At 70.6% G+C, this 14,781-nt stretch carries 18 protein-coding genes; 6 read left to right on the top strand and 12 right to left on the bottom strand.

All coding sequences use genetic code 11. From position 1 onward, the window contains the following. Positions 1-6: 6 nt before the first annotated feature. Together BLR02_RS09355 and BLR02_RS09350 are read right to left on the bottom strand one after the other, a co-directional pair. Positions 7-1,410, bottom strand: a complete 1,404-nt coding sequence (locus BLR02_RS09355; protein WP_090662588.1) for a leucyl aminopeptidase family protein — start codon at positions 1,408-1,410, stop codon at positions 7-9. Positions 1,411-1,420: 10 nt separating this feature from the next. After that, positions 1,421-2,923 (bottom strand): leucyl aminopeptidase, encoded by a 1,503-nt coding sequence (locus tag BLR02_RS09350; protein ID WP_090662586.1) that lies wholly within the window; start codon positions 2,921-2,923, stop codon positions 1,421-1,423. Positions 2,924-3,013: 90 nt separating this feature from the next. On the opposite strand from BLR02_RS09350, the gene cysQ reads away from it, so the two are divergent. Continuing rightward, complete coding sequence (cysQ, locus tag BLR02_RS09345) at positions 3,014-3,772, top strand: 3'(2'),5'-bisphosphate nucleotidase CysQ (protein WP_090662584.1); 759 nt, start codon at positions 3,014-3,016, stop codon at positions 3,770-3,772. After that, entirely contained in the window at positions 3,769-4,743 is a 975-nt protein-coding gene (locus tag BLR02_RS09340; RefSeq protein WP_090662583.1) for an L-threonylcarbamoyladenylate synthase, read from the top strand. The genes cysQ and BLR02_RS09340 overlap by 4 nt, the downstream gene beginning before the upstream one ends. Positions 4,744-4,759: 16 nt before the next feature. Here BLR02_RS09340 and BLR02_RS09335 read toward each other — a convergent pair whose 3' ends face one another. From BLR02_RS09335 to BLR02_RS09325, 3 genes are all read right to left on the bottom strand, one after another. Beyond that, complete coding sequence (locus BLR02_RS09335; RefSeq protein ID WP_090662581.1) at positions 4,760-5,356, bottom strand: c-type cytochrome; 597 nt, start codon at positions 5,354-5,356, stop codon at positions 4,760-4,762. Further along, entirely contained in the window at positions 5,353-6,576 is a 1,224-nt protein-coding gene (locus BLR02_RS09330; protein WP_245704709.1) for a PQQ-dependent sugar dehydrogenase, read from the bottom strand. Before BLR02_RS09330 ends, BLR02_RS09335 begins: the two co-directional genes overlap by 4 nt. Before the next feature lie 119 nt (positions 6,577-6,695). After that, positions 6,696-7,079: a VOC family protein gene (locus BLR02_RS09325; protein ID WP_090662577.1), complete on the bottom strand. Its 384-nt coding sequence runs from the start codon at positions 7,077-7,079 to the stop codon at positions 6,696-6,698. Positions 7,080-7,158: 79 nt separating this feature from the next. Between BLR02_RS09325 and BLR02_RS09320 the strand changes: the two genes are divergently transcribed. Both BLR02_RS09320 and BLR02_RS09315 read left to right on the top strand, forming a co-directional pair. Continuing rightward, a complete protein-coding gene (locus BLR02_RS09320; protein ID WP_090564385.1) occupies positions 7,159-7,890 on the top strand; it encodes a DUF7168 domain-containing protein in 732 nt (243 codons plus the stop codon). After that, positions 7,887-8,321, top strand: coding sequence for a hypothetical protein (locus BLR02_RS09315; protein ID WP_090564387.1), 435 nt, complete (start codon positions 7,887-7,889; stop codon positions 8,319-8,321). The genes BLR02_RS09320 and BLR02_RS09315 overlap by 4 nt, the downstream gene beginning before the upstream one ends. A gap of 4 nt (positions 8,322-8,325) precedes the next feature. Here the strand turns inward: BLR02_RS09315 and BLR02_RS09310 are convergent, their stop codons facing one another. Next, positions 8,326-8,700: a c-type cytochrome gene (locus BLR02_RS09310; RefSeq protein WP_090564389.1), complete on the bottom strand. Its 375-nt coding sequence runs from the start codon at positions 8,698-8,700 to the stop codon at positions 8,326-8,328. A 106-nt stretch (positions 8,701-8,806) separates the two neighbouring features. After that, positions 8,807-9,745 (bottom strand): zinc metalloprotease HtpX, encoded by a 939-nt coding sequence (gene htpX, locus BLR02_RS09305; RefSeq protein ID WP_090564391.1) that lies wholly within the window; start codon positions 9,743-9,745, stop codon positions 8,807-8,809. A 110-nt stretch (positions 9,746-9,855) separates the two neighbouring features. Between htpX and BLR02_RS30375 the strand changes: the two genes are divergently transcribed. Next, on the top strand, positions 9,856-10,125 hold the full coding sequence (locus BLR02_RS30375) for a succinate dehydrogenase assembly factor 4 (protein WP_245704708.1): 270 nt from the start codon (positions 9,856-9,858) through the stop codon (positions 10,123-10,125). Positions 10,126-10,337: 212 nt separating this feature from the next. Here BLR02_RS30375 and acs read toward each other — a convergent pair whose 3' ends face one another. The 5 genes from acs to BLR02_RS09275 all read right to left on the bottom strand — a co-directional run bounded on the left by acs (position 10,338) and on the right by BLR02_RS09275 (position 14,248). Then, positions 10,338-12,272 (bottom strand): acetate--CoA ligase, encoded by a 1,935-nt coding sequence (gene acs / locus BLR02_RS09295; RefSeq protein ID WP_090662575.1) that lies wholly within the window; start codon positions 12,270-12,272, stop codon positions 10,338-10,340. A 108-nt stretch (positions 12,273-12,380) separates the two neighbouring features. Next, on the bottom strand, positions 12,381-12,734 hold the full coding sequence (locus tag BLR02_RS09290; protein WP_342670569.1) for a Rieske (2Fe-2S) protein: 354 nt from the start codon (positions 12,732-12,734) through the stop codon (positions 12,381-12,383). Further along, positions 12,731-13,219, bottom strand: a complete 489-nt coding sequence (locus BLR02_RS09285) for a GFA family protein (RefSeq protein ID WP_090564395.1) — start codon at positions 13,217-13,219, stop codon at positions 12,731-12,733. Before BLR02_RS09285 ends, BLR02_RS09290 begins: the two co-directional genes overlap by 4 nt. Next, on the bottom strand, positions 13,209-13,640 hold the full coding sequence (locus BLR02_RS09280) for an EVE domain-containing protein (protein WP_090564397.1): 432 nt from the start codon (positions 13,638-13,640) through the stop codon (positions 13,209-13,211). The genes BLR02_RS09285 and BLR02_RS09280 overlap by 11 nt, the downstream gene beginning before the upstream one ends. 11 nt (positions 13,641-13,651) lie before the next feature. Further along, positions 13,652-14,248 (bottom strand): glutathione S-transferase N-terminal domain-containing protein, encoded by a 597-nt coding sequence (locus BLR02_RS09275; protein WP_090564398.1) that lies wholly within the window; start codon positions 14,246-14,248, stop codon positions 13,652-13,654. A gap of 131 nt (positions 14,249-14,379) precedes the next feature. Here BLR02_RS09275 and BLR02_RS09270 point away from each other — a divergent pair, with 131 nt between their 5' ends. Next, positions 14,380-14,691 (top strand): HU family DNA-binding protein, encoded by a 312-nt coding sequence (locus BLR02_RS09270; protein WP_043336775.1) that lies wholly within the window; start codon positions 14,380-14,382, stop codon positions 14,689-14,691. Positions 14,692-14,781 lie beyond the last annotated feature (90 nt).

Genomic DNA, 14,781 nt, shown 5'->3' with positions numbered 1-14,781 from the left:
TCGCGCTCAATGCTCGAAATACATGGAGACGAGCGCGTCGAGCAGCCGCGCGCCGAAGCCGCTCGGCCCAGGCGGGCCCAGTGGCGCGGCCTCCGCCCGGTCATCGACGCCCGCGATGTCGAGATGCGCCCAGGGCGCGGGCCCGGCGAATTCGCGCAGGAAGGCGGCGGCATGGCAGGCATCGGGCTGCAGCCGTCCGGTCGTGCATTGCTTCAGGTCGGCGATGGCGCTGTTGAGGTCCTCGCGGTGCCGCTCGCCGATCGGCATGGGCCAGAGCGGCTCGCCCACCGCCTCGCCCGCCGCCGCCGCCTGGGCCAGCAGCCCGGCATCGGTGCCGAACAGCCCGGCGCGGTGGCTGCCGAGGGCGGTGACGATCGAGCCGGTGAGCGTCGCCAGGTCGAGCACCGCCTGCGGCCTGAACTGCCGCGCATAATGCAGGGCATCGGCCAGCACCAGCCGGCCCTCGGCATCGGTGTCCACCACCTCGACGGTGCGGCCGGAGCCCATGCGCAGCACGTCTCCGGGCCGGTAGGAGCGCTCCCCGACCGCATTCTCGGCGAGGGCCAGCACGGCGATGGCCGGCGCCGGCGAGCGGCGCAAGGCGAGGGCCAGCATCGCCCCGGCACAGGCCGCGGCGCCGGCCATGTCGGCCTTCATCGCCTCCATCCCCGCCGCGCCCTTGATCGAGATGCCGCCCGTGTCGAAGCAGATGCCCTTGCCAACAAAGACGACGGGCGCCGCCGCCACGCTGCCGCGCCAGCGCAGCACGGCAAGGCGGGGTGGTGTTTCGCTGCCGCCGCCGACCGCCAGCAGCCCGCCCAGACCCTCCCGCGCCAGCCGCTTGCGGCCAAGCACATCGACGGCGATGCCATGCTCGGCCAGCGCCTCCAGCCGCGCGGCGAAGGCGCGCGTGGTCAGCGTATTGGCCGGCTCCATCGCCAGGTCCCGGGCGAGAAGGCAGCCACGCACCCCGGCGGCGGCGCGGCTCCAATGCGGCGCCACCGCCTCCGGATCATCCACCAGCAGATCGAGCCTGCGCGGCCCGGGGGCCGGCTCACTCCGGTAACGGCTGAAGCGCCAAGCCCGCAGGCAGGCACCGGCGGCGAGGGAAGCGGCCGCGCCCGGAGCAAGGCCGCGGGCATCGATGGCGAACCGCCGCGCTTCCCCGATCGCGGCGGCGGCGGTGCCCCCGGCCTCCTCCCAGTCGAGCGACCGGCGGGCGGCGCCGGTGCCGAGGAGCATCAGCCCCCGCTCCGGCAGCATCACCGCCTGGCCGGCCGCCCCGGTGAAGCCCGCCGCCTCCGCCGCCGCCCGCAGCGCAGACGGCACCGCGGCGGCATCCGGCAGCGGCAGGGCGAGCGGCGCCCGCGCATCCTCGCGCGGCGCGCGGCGCAGCTTCACCGTGAGCATGAAGCGCTGCTCAACCTTCGTAATGCTCGGCGACCAGCCGGTCGAGCAGGCGCAGCCCGAAGGCGGTCGCCCCCTTCGGCGATGTCGGCAGGTCCTTGCTGCTCCAGGCGGTGCCGGCGATGTCGAGATGCGCCCAGGGCATCGGCCCTGCCTTGGTGTCGACGAAGCGCTGGATGAACTGCGCCGCGCTGATCGAGCCGCCCGGCCGGCCGCCGACATTCTTCATGTCCGCGATCTCGGACTTGATCTGCTTGTCATAGGCCTCGCCCAGCGGCATGCGCCAGCAAGCCTCGCCCACCGCCTTGCCGGCCGCCATGATGCGCCCGGCCAGCTCGTCGTCATTGCTGAACAGGCCGGCGTGCTCATGGCCGAGGGCGACGATGATGGCGCCGGTCAGCGTCGCCAGATCGACCATGAAGCGCGGGGCGAAGCGCGTCTGGCAGTAATGGATCACATCGGCCAGCACGAGGCGGCCTTCGGCATCGGTGTTGATGACCTCGACGGTCTGGCCGCTGGCCGTCGTCACCACGTCGCCCGGGCGCTGGGCAGCGCTGCCCGGCATGTTCTCGACCAGGCCGACGAGGCCGACGGCATCGACCTTCGCCTTGCGGCCGGCCAGCGCCGCCATCAGCCCGATGACGGTGCCGGCGCCCGCCATGTCCCACTTCATGTCCTCCATCCCCGCGGCAGGCTTGATGGAGATGCCGCCCGTGTCGAAGGTCACGCCCTTGCCGATGAAGGCGACGGGCTTCTGCCCCGCCTTCTTGCCCCGGGAGGCGCCGTTCCACTGCAGCACCACCATGCGCGGCTCCTGCGCGCTGCCCATGGCGACGCCGAGCAGGGCACCCATGCCGAGCTTTTTCATCTCCTTCGGCCCCATGATCTCGACGGTGAGGCCGAGGCTCTCGAGCGCCCGGCAGCGCTCCGCCATCTCCGGCGGGTTCAGCACGTTCGGCGGCTCGCTCACCAGGTCCCGCGTGATGAAGACGCCATCGGCGATGGCGCGCAGCGGGGCCCAGGCCGTCTTGGCGGCGGTTGCGGCATCGGTCGCGACGGACAGGCGCTCGAGCTTCGGCTTGTCCTCCTCCTTCTCCGTCGTGCGGTAGCGGTCGAAGCGGTAGCTGCGCAGCAGCAGGCCCATGGCGAGCGCGGCGGCGACCGGGGCCGGCAATGCCTCGGCCGCCACCACCGCCTCGCGCTCCGCCTGGACCAGCGCGTAGAGGGCGCCGCCGGCGGCCTCCGCGGCTTCCGGGGTTATCTCCTTGCCGAGGCCGATGGCGACGATGCGGCTCGGGCCGGAGGCGCCATCCGTCAGCGCCGGGCCCCAGACCGTGCAGCTCTGCCCCTTGCGGCCCTTGAAGCCCGCAGCGGTGAGCGCCCGCTGCACCGCCCCGCCCGTTGCCGCATCGATCGCCTGCGCGAGCCCGGCCAGGGCCTCCGCACCTTCGCCGATGGGCAGCACCAGCGCGCCATGACGTGGCAGGGCGGGTTTCACGAATGCGATGTCGATCATACGGCTGGGGTTCCGATGCTGAGATTAGCCCTGGAAGATAGCACCCTCCGCCGCTGGCGGGAGACGGGCCAGGCAGGTAAAGCTGGCCCTATGGACGATGCCCCCCTGCTGGAACTCGCCGCCGGCCTCGCCCGCCGCGCCGCTGCCGCGATCGAGGCGGTGCGCCGCGCCGGCTTCGTGGTGGACCGCAAATCCGACGAGAGCCCCGTCACCGAGGCCGATCATGTGGCCGAGGCGCTGATCGTCGAGGGTCTGCGCGCGGCCACGCCGGACATCCCGGTGGTGGCGGAGGAGGAGGTGGCGGGCGGCCTCGTCACCGCGGCCTGCCCGGCCTTCTGGCTGGTCGATCCGCTCGACGGCACGCGGGACTTCGCCAAGGGCCGGACCGAATATGCCGTCTGCATCGGCCTGGTACGGGAGGGCCGCGCGTTGCTCGGTGCCCTCGCGCTGCCGGCGACGGGCGAGGTCTTCGGCGGCCTGCTCGGCGCCGGGGCCTGGAAGGAGGATGCGGCGCCACGCCGGCCGATCCAGGTCCGCCAACCACCGCCCGAGGGGCTGACGGTGCTGGCCAGCCGCCAGTATGCCGATGACCCGCGCATGGGTCCCTTCCTCGCCGGGCGCCCGGTGGCGGAGCGCCGCAGCGCCTCCTCCGCCCTCAAATTCTGCCGGGTGGCGGAAGGCGCGGCTGACCTCTACCCGCGCTTCGGCCCGACCATGGAATGGGACTCCGCCGCCGGCCAGGCGCTGGTGGAGGCGGCCGGCGGGGCGGTGACGCTGGTGGACGGCACGGCCCTTCGCTATGGCAAGCCGGGCTGGCGCAACCCCGACTTCATCTGCCGCGGCGCATGACGGAACGGCTGACCCCGGCGCAGACCGGGCGGGCGGCGGCGCTGCTGCGCGAGGGGGCGCTGGTCGCCTTCCCGACCGAGACGGTCTATGGCCTCGGCGGCGATGCGCGGAATGCGCGTGCGGTCGCCAGCATCTTCGAGGCCAAGGGCCGGCCGCATTTCAACCCGCTGATCTGCCACTATCCGGATGCCGAGGCGGCCTTCGCCGATATCCGCGCCGATGACCGCGCCCGCCGCCTCGCCGCCCGTTTCTGGCCCGGCCCGCTGACCCTGGTGCTGCCGCGCCGGCCGGATTGCCGGATCGACCTGCTGGCCGGTGCCGGGCTGGACACGCTGGCGGTGCGGGTGCCGGCACATCCGGCGGCGCTGGCGCTGCTGCGGGCGGCGGGGGTGCCGGTGGCGGCCCCTTCCGCCAACCGGTCCGGCCAGGTCAGCCCGACCACGGCCGAGCATGTGCTCGCCGGGCTCGATGGACGCATCGCCGCGGTGCTGGATGATGGACCCTGTGAAGTCGGGGTGGAGTCAACCGTGCTCGACCTGACCGGGTCCGGACCGGTCCTGCTGCGGCCCGGCGGAGTGCCGGTGGAGGCAATCGAGGCGGAACTTGGCCCGGTCGGCCGCACCCTGCCGCTCTCGGCCGCGGCAGCGACGGCCTCGCTGCGCTCGCCGGGGATGATGCTCTCCCACTACGCCCCTGCCCTGCCGGTGCGGCTCGGCGCCACCCATGCCGCAGCGGATGAGGCGCTGCTTGCCTTTGGCGCCCCACTCCCCGGCGCGGCGGTGGTCTGGAACCTCTCCGAGGCCGGTGATCTGCGGGAGGCGGCGGCGCGCCTCTTTGCCGGGCTGCGGTGGCTGGACACAGTGGGCACCGCACGCGGCTGCCGCGGCATCGCCGCCATGCCGGTGCCGGAGACGGGGCTCGGCGCCGCGATCAACGACCGGCTGACGCGGGCGGCGGCGCCGCGCGGCTGACGCGCCGCCGCCTTTCCTACCGCTGCGACACGTAATGCGCGATCTGCTCGATCTGCGCGTCGCTCAGCCCCTGGACCACGCCATTCATCTGCGTGTCGGTGCCGTGCCGCCTGCTGTCGCGATAGGCCTTCAGCTCTTCCGCCAGATATTCCTCCCGCTGCCCCGCGATATGCGGCACCTGGTTCTGCCCCGCGAGGCTCGGCAGGTGGCACACGCCGCAGCGCAGCTGATTCGCCAGCGCCTCCCCGCCGGCATAGGCCGCGGCGTCCTGCGGCGCGCGGTCCGGTGGCGGCGCGTGGGGCAGGGCGGCGAAATAGGCGCCGAGATCTTCCACATCCTGATCCGTCAACCCGTCAGCGGGCGCCTGCATGGCCGGCACGTCCCGCAGGCCCTCGCGGAACAGGACGAGTTGCAGGGCGATGAATTCCCGCTGCTGCCCGGCCAGTGACGGGATCGAGGGCATGGCCGAGACGCCCCGCTCGCCATGGCAGGCGCCGCAGTTGCGCTCCGCCACCAAGGCCGCGCCTCGCCCTGCTGCGGCATCCTGCGCGGCGGCGGGAAGGGCCGGCGCCATCAGCGCCAGCCCCAGCATCAGAACCCGCAAGCCCGTCACCGCTGATAGGTAATGCGGTAGATCGCGCCATTCTGCTCGTCGGAGACGAGCAGCGACCCGTCGGGCATCACGAGCACATCGGTCGGCCGCCCCTTGAAGCTGTTGTCGCCGGTCTCCAGCAGCCCGGTCAGGAAGGGCTCCATCCGCCCTTGCGAGCCGTCCTCGTTCAGCGTGACGGTCACGACGTCGAAGCCGATCTTCGCGTCGCGGTTCCAGGAACCATGCCGGGCGATGAAGGCGCGTCCGCGATAGGCCTCGGGGAACATCGTCCCGGTGTAGAAGCGCATGCCCAACGCCGCCGCGTGCGGCCCGAGCATGGCCACCGGCGCCGGGAATTCCGAGCACTGGCGCCCGGTATGCCCGGGATCCTGCCAGGCATTGCCGGAGCAGTAGGGGAAGCCATGATGCTCGCCCGGGCGCGACAGCCGGTGCAGCGTATCCTCGGGCGCGTCATTGCCCGCCCAGTCCCGCCCGTTGTTGCTGGCGTAGAGAACATTCGTCCCCGGCCGCCAGTCGAAGCCGACCGAATTGCGGATGCCGTGACCCATCACCTCGCGCCCGGAACCGTCCGGGTTGTAGCGCAGGATCAGGGCGTGCCGGTTCTCGTCGAAATTGCAGACGTTACAAGGCACGCCGACATTCATGTAGAGCTTGCCATCCGGCCCGAAGGCGGCGAATTTCCACCCGTGATGCGCCTCGGTGGGCAGGGCGAAGGCCTCGGTCAGCTCGACCGGCTCGGCATTCGGGTTCTGCGCGATGTTGTCGAAGCGCAGCACCCGGTTGATCGCGATGACATAGAGGGCACCGTCGCGCACCGCCACGCCGTTCGGCTGGTCGAGCCGCTGCGCCAGGACCCGCGTGCTGCGCGTGCCGCCCTGGTCCTTCACGGCATAGACGCGCCCTATCGTGCGCGTGCCGACATAGACGGTGCCGTCCTCGCCTCGGGCCATCATGCGCGCACCCGGCATGCCGGAGGCCCAGAGCTCGGCCTTGAAACCCTCGGGCAGCCGGATGGAATCCAACGGGATGCGATCGGCCGGCGTCGCCGTCAGCCGTGGCGCATGCGGGGCCAGCGGGCTGCTCGCCTGGTCGGCCGGGCGTCCCTGCGCCCATCCGGGCGTGGCCGCCGGGGCCGCAGCCTGCTGGGCCAATGCCGGAGCCGTCAGGGAGAGGGCAAGCGCGCCGGCAATCGCCATGTGCCGCCGAAGGCTGAACGTCATGAATTCCTCCAGAAAGGCGCGTCATGCGCCCTTTCCGCGAAGGCTAACCATGTCGACGCCGCAAGACAACGCACGGCCCCTCGCGGCACATGACCATTTCAATTCTGGCTCAATTCTGGTCAGGCCGGCGTCCGCTCCAGCAGCTCGATCGAGATGTTTTCCGGCCCGCGGATGAAGCAGATGCGGATGCCGGGACGGGGCGAGGTCGGCTCCATGGTGAACTGCACGCCCTTGGCCTTCAGCCCGGCCACCGCCTCGTCGAGCCCCTGCACGCTTAGCCCGAAATGGTCGATGCCCTGATAGGGGGCGGAGGGCGGCGCCGCGGCGGCGCCATCGGCCTGGATGATGAAGACATCCTGTCCGCCCACCTTCATGTCGATGCGCGGCTTCCCCTGCTGCGTGCTGCGGATGATCTCGGCGCCCAGCATCTCCTCGAACCAGGCGGCGGTCGCCTCGGGGTTCGGGCTGCGCAGATGCACATGGTCGAAGATATAGCTCGGCATCGGGTCCTCCTGTGCCGGCCAGCCTAGCCCTGTGGGCCGGGCCTTGACCACCGGGCGGGCGCCCCCTCATCTCGCCGGGATGGACCAGCAGACCGAACTCGCCAAGGTAAAGGCTCGCATCCGGGCGCTCGCCGCCAAGACCGTCGAGCGCGGCTGCTCCGAGGCGGAGGCCATGGCGGCAGCAGCCAAGGTGGGCGAGCTGCTGGAAGTCTATGGCCTCTCCATGGGCGAGGTGGAGCTGCGCGAGGAGGCCTGCATCCAGGCGCGCCTCACCGTGCGGGGGACGGCACGCCTCGCGCTGCGCTGGCTCTTCCCCTCCGTGCTGCGGCTCTGCGAATGCCGCGGCTGGACCGATGGGCGCGAGGATTTCGTGCTCTATGGCCTAGAGCCGGATGTGCAGATGGCGGAATACCTGCTGCGGGTGATCGAGGGCGCCCTGGCCTGGGAGGAGGCGCGCTACCGCCGCAGCCCGGCCTACCGCAGCAACCCGCTGCCCGGCCAGGCCGTCCTGCGGAGCTTCCGCTACGGCTTCGCCGACCGGGTGGCCAAGCGCCTCGATGCCATGGCCGGTGAGCGCCAGGCGGCGGCCGAGGCACGACACGCCACGACCTCCACCGGCACCGCGCTGGTGCTGGCCAAGGAGCGGAAGGTGGATGAGGGCTTCCGCACCCTCGGCATCCGGCTGCGGACGGTGACCAGCAGCGCGACAGTGCGGGACCGCAGCGCCTGGGGCCATGGTGCGGCGGCGGGCGGGCGCGTCGGGCTCAACCGGCCCGTTGGCGCCGATCCCGGAGCCAGGCGGCTGCGGTGAGCCGCGAGGATGCCGCGGCCCGCCGCCTCTATGCCTGGGAGGACCGGGTGGTGGCGCCGCGCGACACCTCGCTCGTCCCCTTCGCACAGCTGCAGGCGCTGGTCGATCATGTCTGGGCGGCCGAGGGGCTGCGCTTCCCGCCCCGCGTCAGGCCCCTGCCGCGCCAGGCCCGGCGCACGGTGGCGCGGGCGACGCGGCTCGCCATCGAGGCACCGCCCGAATTGCCCAGCTGGGTCCTGCTGCATGAGCTGGCGCATGCCATGACCAGCACGGCGGAGGGCGAGAGCGCCGGGCATGGCCCGGCCTTTGTCGGCCTCTATCTCGGCCTGCTGGTCCGGCATGCACGGATGCCGGAGGCCGAGCTGGTGGCCTCGCTCCGCACCGCCGGCATCGATATCGATCTTGCGGCGCGGCCGGCCTTCCTCGGCTGAATGATCAGCTGTTGGATTTGAGATAGGCGATCAGGTCGTTCAGCTGCTGCTCGTTGCGCAGGCCGGGATAGGACATGGAGCCGGCCGGCACCACCGCCTTCGGGTTGGCGAGATAGGCGCGCAAGGTATCCTCGTCCCAGGTCAGGCCGCCCCCAGCCTTCTCGCGCATGCTGGCGGAATAGCGGAAGCCCTCGATGCTGCCGGCCTTGCGGCCGACCACGCCGTGGAGGTTGGGGCCGACGCCGTTGCGGCCGCCGGCCTCGATCGTGTGGCAGGCGCGGCATTGGTTGAAGACGCGCTGGCCGGCCGCGGCATCCTGCGCCATGGCGGGCAGGGCGGGGGCGAGCATCAACGCGGCGATGAGGGCGGTACGGACCATGCAGGACTCCTCGAGAACTCCGGCTCGGTGACCTTAACCAGGCCGGAGGTACAGGCTTGCTTGAACACTGAGCCGGCGTGGGGCGGGATCCTGCCTCAAGCGCCGGTCATCCCCAAGGGTTGCGGCGGCCCGTCGAACCCCAGGGGCTGGCGGGCGGCGCCACCGGCGTGCCGCCCCAGCCGCCGCGGGTTGGCACCGACGGCGCCATCGCCAACAGGCGGCGGATACGCTCCTCGGTTGGTGGATGGGTGGTGAAGAGGCTGTCCATCCGGAGGCCGGACAGCGGATTGATGATGAACAGATGCGCGCTGGCCGGATGCGCCTCCGCGGTATGGTTCACCAGCCCCTGCTTGTAGTGTTCGAGCTTCTGCAGGCCGGAAGCAAGCCAGCGCGGGTCGCCGCAGATCTCGGCGCCCAGCTTGTCGGCCTCGTATTCCCGGCTGCGGCTGATCGCCATCTGCACCAGCATCGCGGCGATCGGGCCGACGATCACCAGCAGCAGCGCGCCGATCGGACCGAAGGGGTTGCGCCTGCCATCCTCCGTCCGGCCGCCGAAGAGGAACCCGAATTGCGCCAGCATGCCGATGGCGCCGGCGAGCGTTGCCGTCAGCGTCATCAGCAAGGTGTCACGGTGCCTGATATGCGCCAGCTCATGCGCCACCACTCCGGCGACCTCCTGCTCCGACATCAGGTCGAGCAGCCCGGTATTCACCGCGACCGCAGCATTTTCGGGGTTGCGACCGGTGGCGAAGGCGTTCGGCTGGTCCTCATGGATCACGTAGAGGGCCGGCATGGGCAGCCCCGCCCGCTGCGCCAGCCCTTCCACCATCCGGTAGAGACGCGGGGCGCTCTCCGGGGCGATGGGCTCGGCATTGTGCATGGAGAGTACGACACGGTCGCTGTTCCACCAGGACCAGAGATTGGTGGCGCAGGCGATCAGGAAGGCGATGACCATGCCCTGCCGCCCGCCCAGCAGATAGCCGATGGCGAGGAACAGGGCCGTCAGCCCGGCCAGCAGGATTGCGGTGCGCAGATATCCGCCCATCAGATGCCGTTCCCTTGCTTCGTGCACCTCGTGCGTCGCCACGCGTTGGCGAGGCAGCGGCGCCTCCCCAGATGAGGCCCAGCCCTGCCATTCGACAAGAAGGAGCCGTCATGTCCGACCCCACCCCGCTGCCTCCGAGCGACCCGCCGGCCCCGGTGCCGCCGATTCCGACGCCACCGCCCGGCCCCGAGATCCCGCCCCCGCCTGTCACCGACCCGACAGGGCCGGACATGCCCATTCCGGGCGACCCGACCATGCCGCCTGCCGGTGACCCACCGCCCGACCAGCCGCTGCGGATGAAGGAGGTCGGCGGCCCTGCCGGGCCAGAGCCGACCCGTTACGGCGACTGGGAGCGGAAGGGGCGCGTCAGCGACTTCTGATTGCCACCCCTGCTCCGGTCGCAGCAGGACCGGAGCAGGAACGGAGTTGTGGGCGGCCGCACTGGCTGCCCACAAATCCTTGCGATGGAAGGGTTTCCGGCCGGCCCGAGTCGCAGGTCAGCGATTCGTTCGCACGACTCGGGTCATGATCTTGAATTCAAGGCATCTAATTTTCCCGGCCTGGACCTCGCATTCGCTCTCTGTTCCAGCGACTAGCCGACGCGGTTCGCCACCAGCTCCTGCACCACGCCCGGGTCGGCCAGCGTCGAGGTGTCACCCAGCGCTTCCGTCTCGTTCGCCGCGATCTTGCGGAGGATGCGCCGCATGATCTTGCCGGAGCGCGTCTTCGGCAGGCCCGGCGCCCATTGGATGGCATCCGGCGCGGCGATGGGCCCGATCTCCTTCCGCACCCAGGCCACCAGCTCCTTGCGCAGGGCCTCCGTCGGCTCCTCGCCGGTCTTCAGCGTCACGTAGCAGTAGATACCCTGGCCCTTCAGGTCATGCGGCATGCCGACCACCGCGGCCTCGGCGACCTTGGGATGGGCGACGAGCGCGCTCTCGATCTCGGCCGTGCCCATGCGGTGGCCGGAGACGTTGATGACGTCGTCCACCCGGCCGGTGATCCACCAATAGCCATCCGCATCCCGCCGGGCGCCGTCGCCGGTGAAATAGGTGCCGGGGAAGGTGGAGAAATAGGTCTGGATGAAACGCTCATGGTCGCCATAGACCGTGCGCGCCTGGCCAGGCCAGCTGTCGAGGATGACGAGGTTGCCCTCCGTCGCGCCCTCCAGCCGGTTGCCCTCGGCATCCACCAGCGCCGGCATCACGCCGGGCAGCGGCAGCGTCGCGGAACCCGGCTTCTGCGCCACGGCGCCCGGGAGCGGGGAGATGAGGATGCCGCCCGTCTCGGTCTGCCACCAGGTATCGACGATCGGGCAGCGCTCCTCACCCACCACGCGGTAGTACCAGAGCCAGGCTTCCGGGTTGATCGGCTCGCCCACGCTGCCGAGGATGCGCAGCGACTTGCGGCTGGTCTTCGTCACCGGCCCCTCGCCGTCGCGCATCAGGGCGCGGATGGCGGTCGGCGCGGTGTAGAAGATGTTGACCTGGTGCTTGTCCACCACTTCCCAGAAGCGGGAGACGGAGGGGTAGTTGGGCACGCCCTCGAACATCAGCGTGGTCGCGCCATTCGCCAGCGGGCCGTAGACGATGTAGGTGTGGCCGGTCACCCAGCCGATATCGGCGGTGCACCAGTAGATCTCGCCCGGCTTGTAGTCGAAGACCAGCTCATGCGTGTAGCTGGCCCAGACCAGGTAGCCCCCGGTGGTGTGCAGCACGCCCTTCGGCTTGCCGGTGCTGCCGCTGGTATACAGGATGAACAGCGGATCCTCGGCATTCATCGGCTCAGGCGCGCATTGCGCCGGCTGGCCGGTGGTGATCTCGTCATACCAATGGTCGCGACCGGCCTGCATGGGTACCGCTGCGCCGGTATTCTTCACGACGACGACGGCGCGGATGCTGGGGCAGGTGCGCAGCGCCTCGTCGGCATTGGTCTTCAGCGCCACCGTGCGGCCGCCGCGCCGGCCCTCATCGGCGGTGATGAGGACGGAGCACTCACTGTCCTGGATGCGGGAGGCGAGGCTGTCCGGCGAGAAGCCGCCGAAGACGATGGAATGGATGGCGCCGACCCGGGCGCAGGCCAGCATGGCGACCGCCGCCTCGACGATCATCGGCAGGTAGATGCAGACCCGGTCGCCCTTCTTCACGCCGAGTTCGCGCAGCGCATTGGCCAGGCGGCAGACCCGGGCGTGCAGGTCCTTGTAGGTGACCTTGGCATCGCTCGCCGGGTTGTCGCCTTCCCAGATGATCGCCACCTGGTCGCCCCGCGTCGCCAGATGCCGGTCGAGGCAGGAGACGGAGGCATTCAGCTCGCCATCCTCGAACCAGCGGATCGAGACATCGCCGGTGAAGCTGGTGTTCTTGATGCGCGTCGGCGGCTTGATCCAGGCAACGCGCCCGGCCTCCTTGCCCCAGAAGGCCTCCGGATCGGCCGCCGCCGCTTGGGTCATGGCGGCGTGCTGCTCGACGGTTACATGGGCGGTGGCGGCGATTGCCGGCTTCACCGCGATCAGTTGGTCGTCGGACATGTTGGAGTCTCCCCTCGGCCAGCAGCTTATGGCGGGAGTTTGGCCATGCCGCCTTGCGCCCCGTCAATCGGGGCAGATGGGATGCGGCAGGCGGCCCTCCAGCCCCCGCTACTCGCCGGCATCGGCCGGCACCACCAGTAGCCCGTCCTCCATCCGGCAGGGCACCGCCTCCAGCGCCTGGCCGATGCAGGGGCCGCTGATGCAGACGCCATCCTCGATGCGGAAGCGGGCGCCATGGGCGGCGCAGACGATATGCGCCTTGCGGGTATCGAGGAAACGATGCGGCAGGGGCTCCAGCGGCAGGCCGATATGCGGGCAGGAATTCACATAGACCCGGACCTCCCCGCCCTTCCGCACGGCGAAGAGGCCGGTGAACCGGCCGGGCGGCGCCGGGAAGCCGCGGGCCGCACCCTCCTCCACCTCCTCGGCCCGGCAGAGCACCCGCTCATCCGCGCCGATCAAGGGCCGAGACCCAGGCGGTCATGCCATTCGGCGATGCTCTCCTCCGGATACCGCTGGTGCTGGCGGTCGCGCGGGCCAGCCTCCACCGCCACCCAGGGCGCCTTGAATTCGAGCATGATATGGGTGCTCTCCGGCGCCTCGGGCAGCGCCGTGTCGATGGCCGAGGCGAATGGGTGGATCAACTCCGGCCAGCGCGCGTCATAGAGCCAGAGCGCGCTGCCGCAGACCGCGCAGAAATGCCGCTCCGCCGGGCTGCGATGGGCGCGGGCATCCTCCGGCTCCTTCATCCGGGCATGATAGACGGTGATGTTCCGCCGCCCGGTGACCCGGAGTGAGGCGTTCTCCGCCCCGAGATTGATCGCATAGCCACCGCCGCCCTGGGTCTTGCGGCAGATGGAGCAGTAGCAGCGCTGATAGGGGTAGGGGTGCGGGCTCTCCACCTCGAACCGCACCGCGCCACATTGGCAGGAACCTTCAAGCCGCATCGCCTCCCCCCTCCGTCCAACCGCCCATGCGGCAGAGGATGGCCCAATGCGCCGGCTCGATGGGCATCACGGAAAGGCGCGACTGTCGAATCAGCGCCAGCTCCGCCAGTTCCGGCATGGTCTTGATGGTGGCAAGGCTGACCGGCTTTGGCACCGGCCCGACCGCCTTCATGTCCACGCAGGCCCAGCGGCCGGTCTCGTCGGTGGGGTCGGGATAGGCCTCCCGCACCACCTCGACCACGCCGACGATCTCCTTGCCGATATTGGAGTGATAGAAGAAGGCTCGGTCGCCGAGGCGCATGGCCCGCAGGTTCTTGGCGGCGAGCGCATTGCGCACGCCGGTCCAGGGCTCGATGCCGTTTTCCACCTGCTGGTCCCAGGAAAAGGCATCGGGCTCACTCTTCACCAGCCAACGGGCCATGGGCGATGCCGTCAGCCGACCGGCATGGTCTGCGCCAGGGGCGGCAGGGCGACGACCTTGGCGTACCAGGCCTCCAGCTTCGGATGGCCGGGGCGCCAGGGCTCGTGCGGGAATCGGAAATCGAGATAGCCAAGGGCGCAGCCGATGGTGATCTCGCCGATCGTCGTGAGCATGCCGAGGCTCGCAGCCTCCGCCTCCAGCACGTCGAGGGCGCGGGCCACCTTGCTTTGCTGCAGCGCAATATAATCCTGCCGGCCCTGGTCCTGCGGCAGCGCCACCTCGCGCCGGCGCGGCTGGCTGGCATCCATGATGCCATCGCCCAGCGCCTGCTGGCGCAGTGCCGTCCAGCGGGCCGGGCCGGGGTTCGGGAACAGCTTCGGCGCATCGCCGATGCTGTCGAGATACTCGCAGATCACCGGGCTGTCGTAGAGAGACATGCCGTCATCGGTGACGAAGGAGGGCACCTTGGAGAGCGGGTTCACCGGCACCAGGGCGGGGTCGCTGGTTGGCACCGTCCAGCGCTCGATCTGGCCATCCAGGCCGCGGGCGATGGCGCAGGCGGTGACCTTGCGGACGTAAGGGCTGGCGGCCGAATAGGCGAGCTTCATGGCATTCCCCTCGATACGGGGCGAAATCTTCCAGAGCCGGCCGTTTGCCGCAAGCGCCGATGCCAGCAGGTTAGGACTGACAAACCGCGCGGATCGCGCTATTTCGGCGCGAATCGAAAGGAGTGCTGTGCGTGTCGAAGAAGTTTCTGACCGACGTCATCGTCAAGTCGACCGAGATGCCGACCATTGCCGCCAATGCGCTGGCGAGCGACATCATCGCTGCCATCAAGGGTGAGATCGTCGAGACCGGCCGCTTCACCATCCCGGATTTCGGGGCCTTCATCGTGCGGGAAACCGCCAAGCGCACCGCGTTGAACCCCCGTACGGGCGAGAAGGTCGCGGTGAAGGCCGGCGCCACGGTGCGTTTCAAGGCGAGCCCGTCCCTGAAGGACGCTGCGCTCGCCGGCATGAAGAAGGCGAAGCGCAAGGCCGCCAAGGCCTGATTCGGGCGAAGGCTGCGGGCCTGGCCCGCAGCCACCCCTTGCCCCGGCGCGGCAGGGCGCGCCTTATCCTTCCGGAAACAGGGAGGATAA

This window comes from Belnapia rosea (assembly GCF_900101615.1).
Taxonomy (GTDB): Bacteria; Pseudomonadota; Alphaproteobacteria; order Acetobacterales; family Acetobacteraceae; genus Belnapia; species Belnapia rosea.
This window is presented reverse-complemented; position numbering and strand designations above follow the sequence as displayed.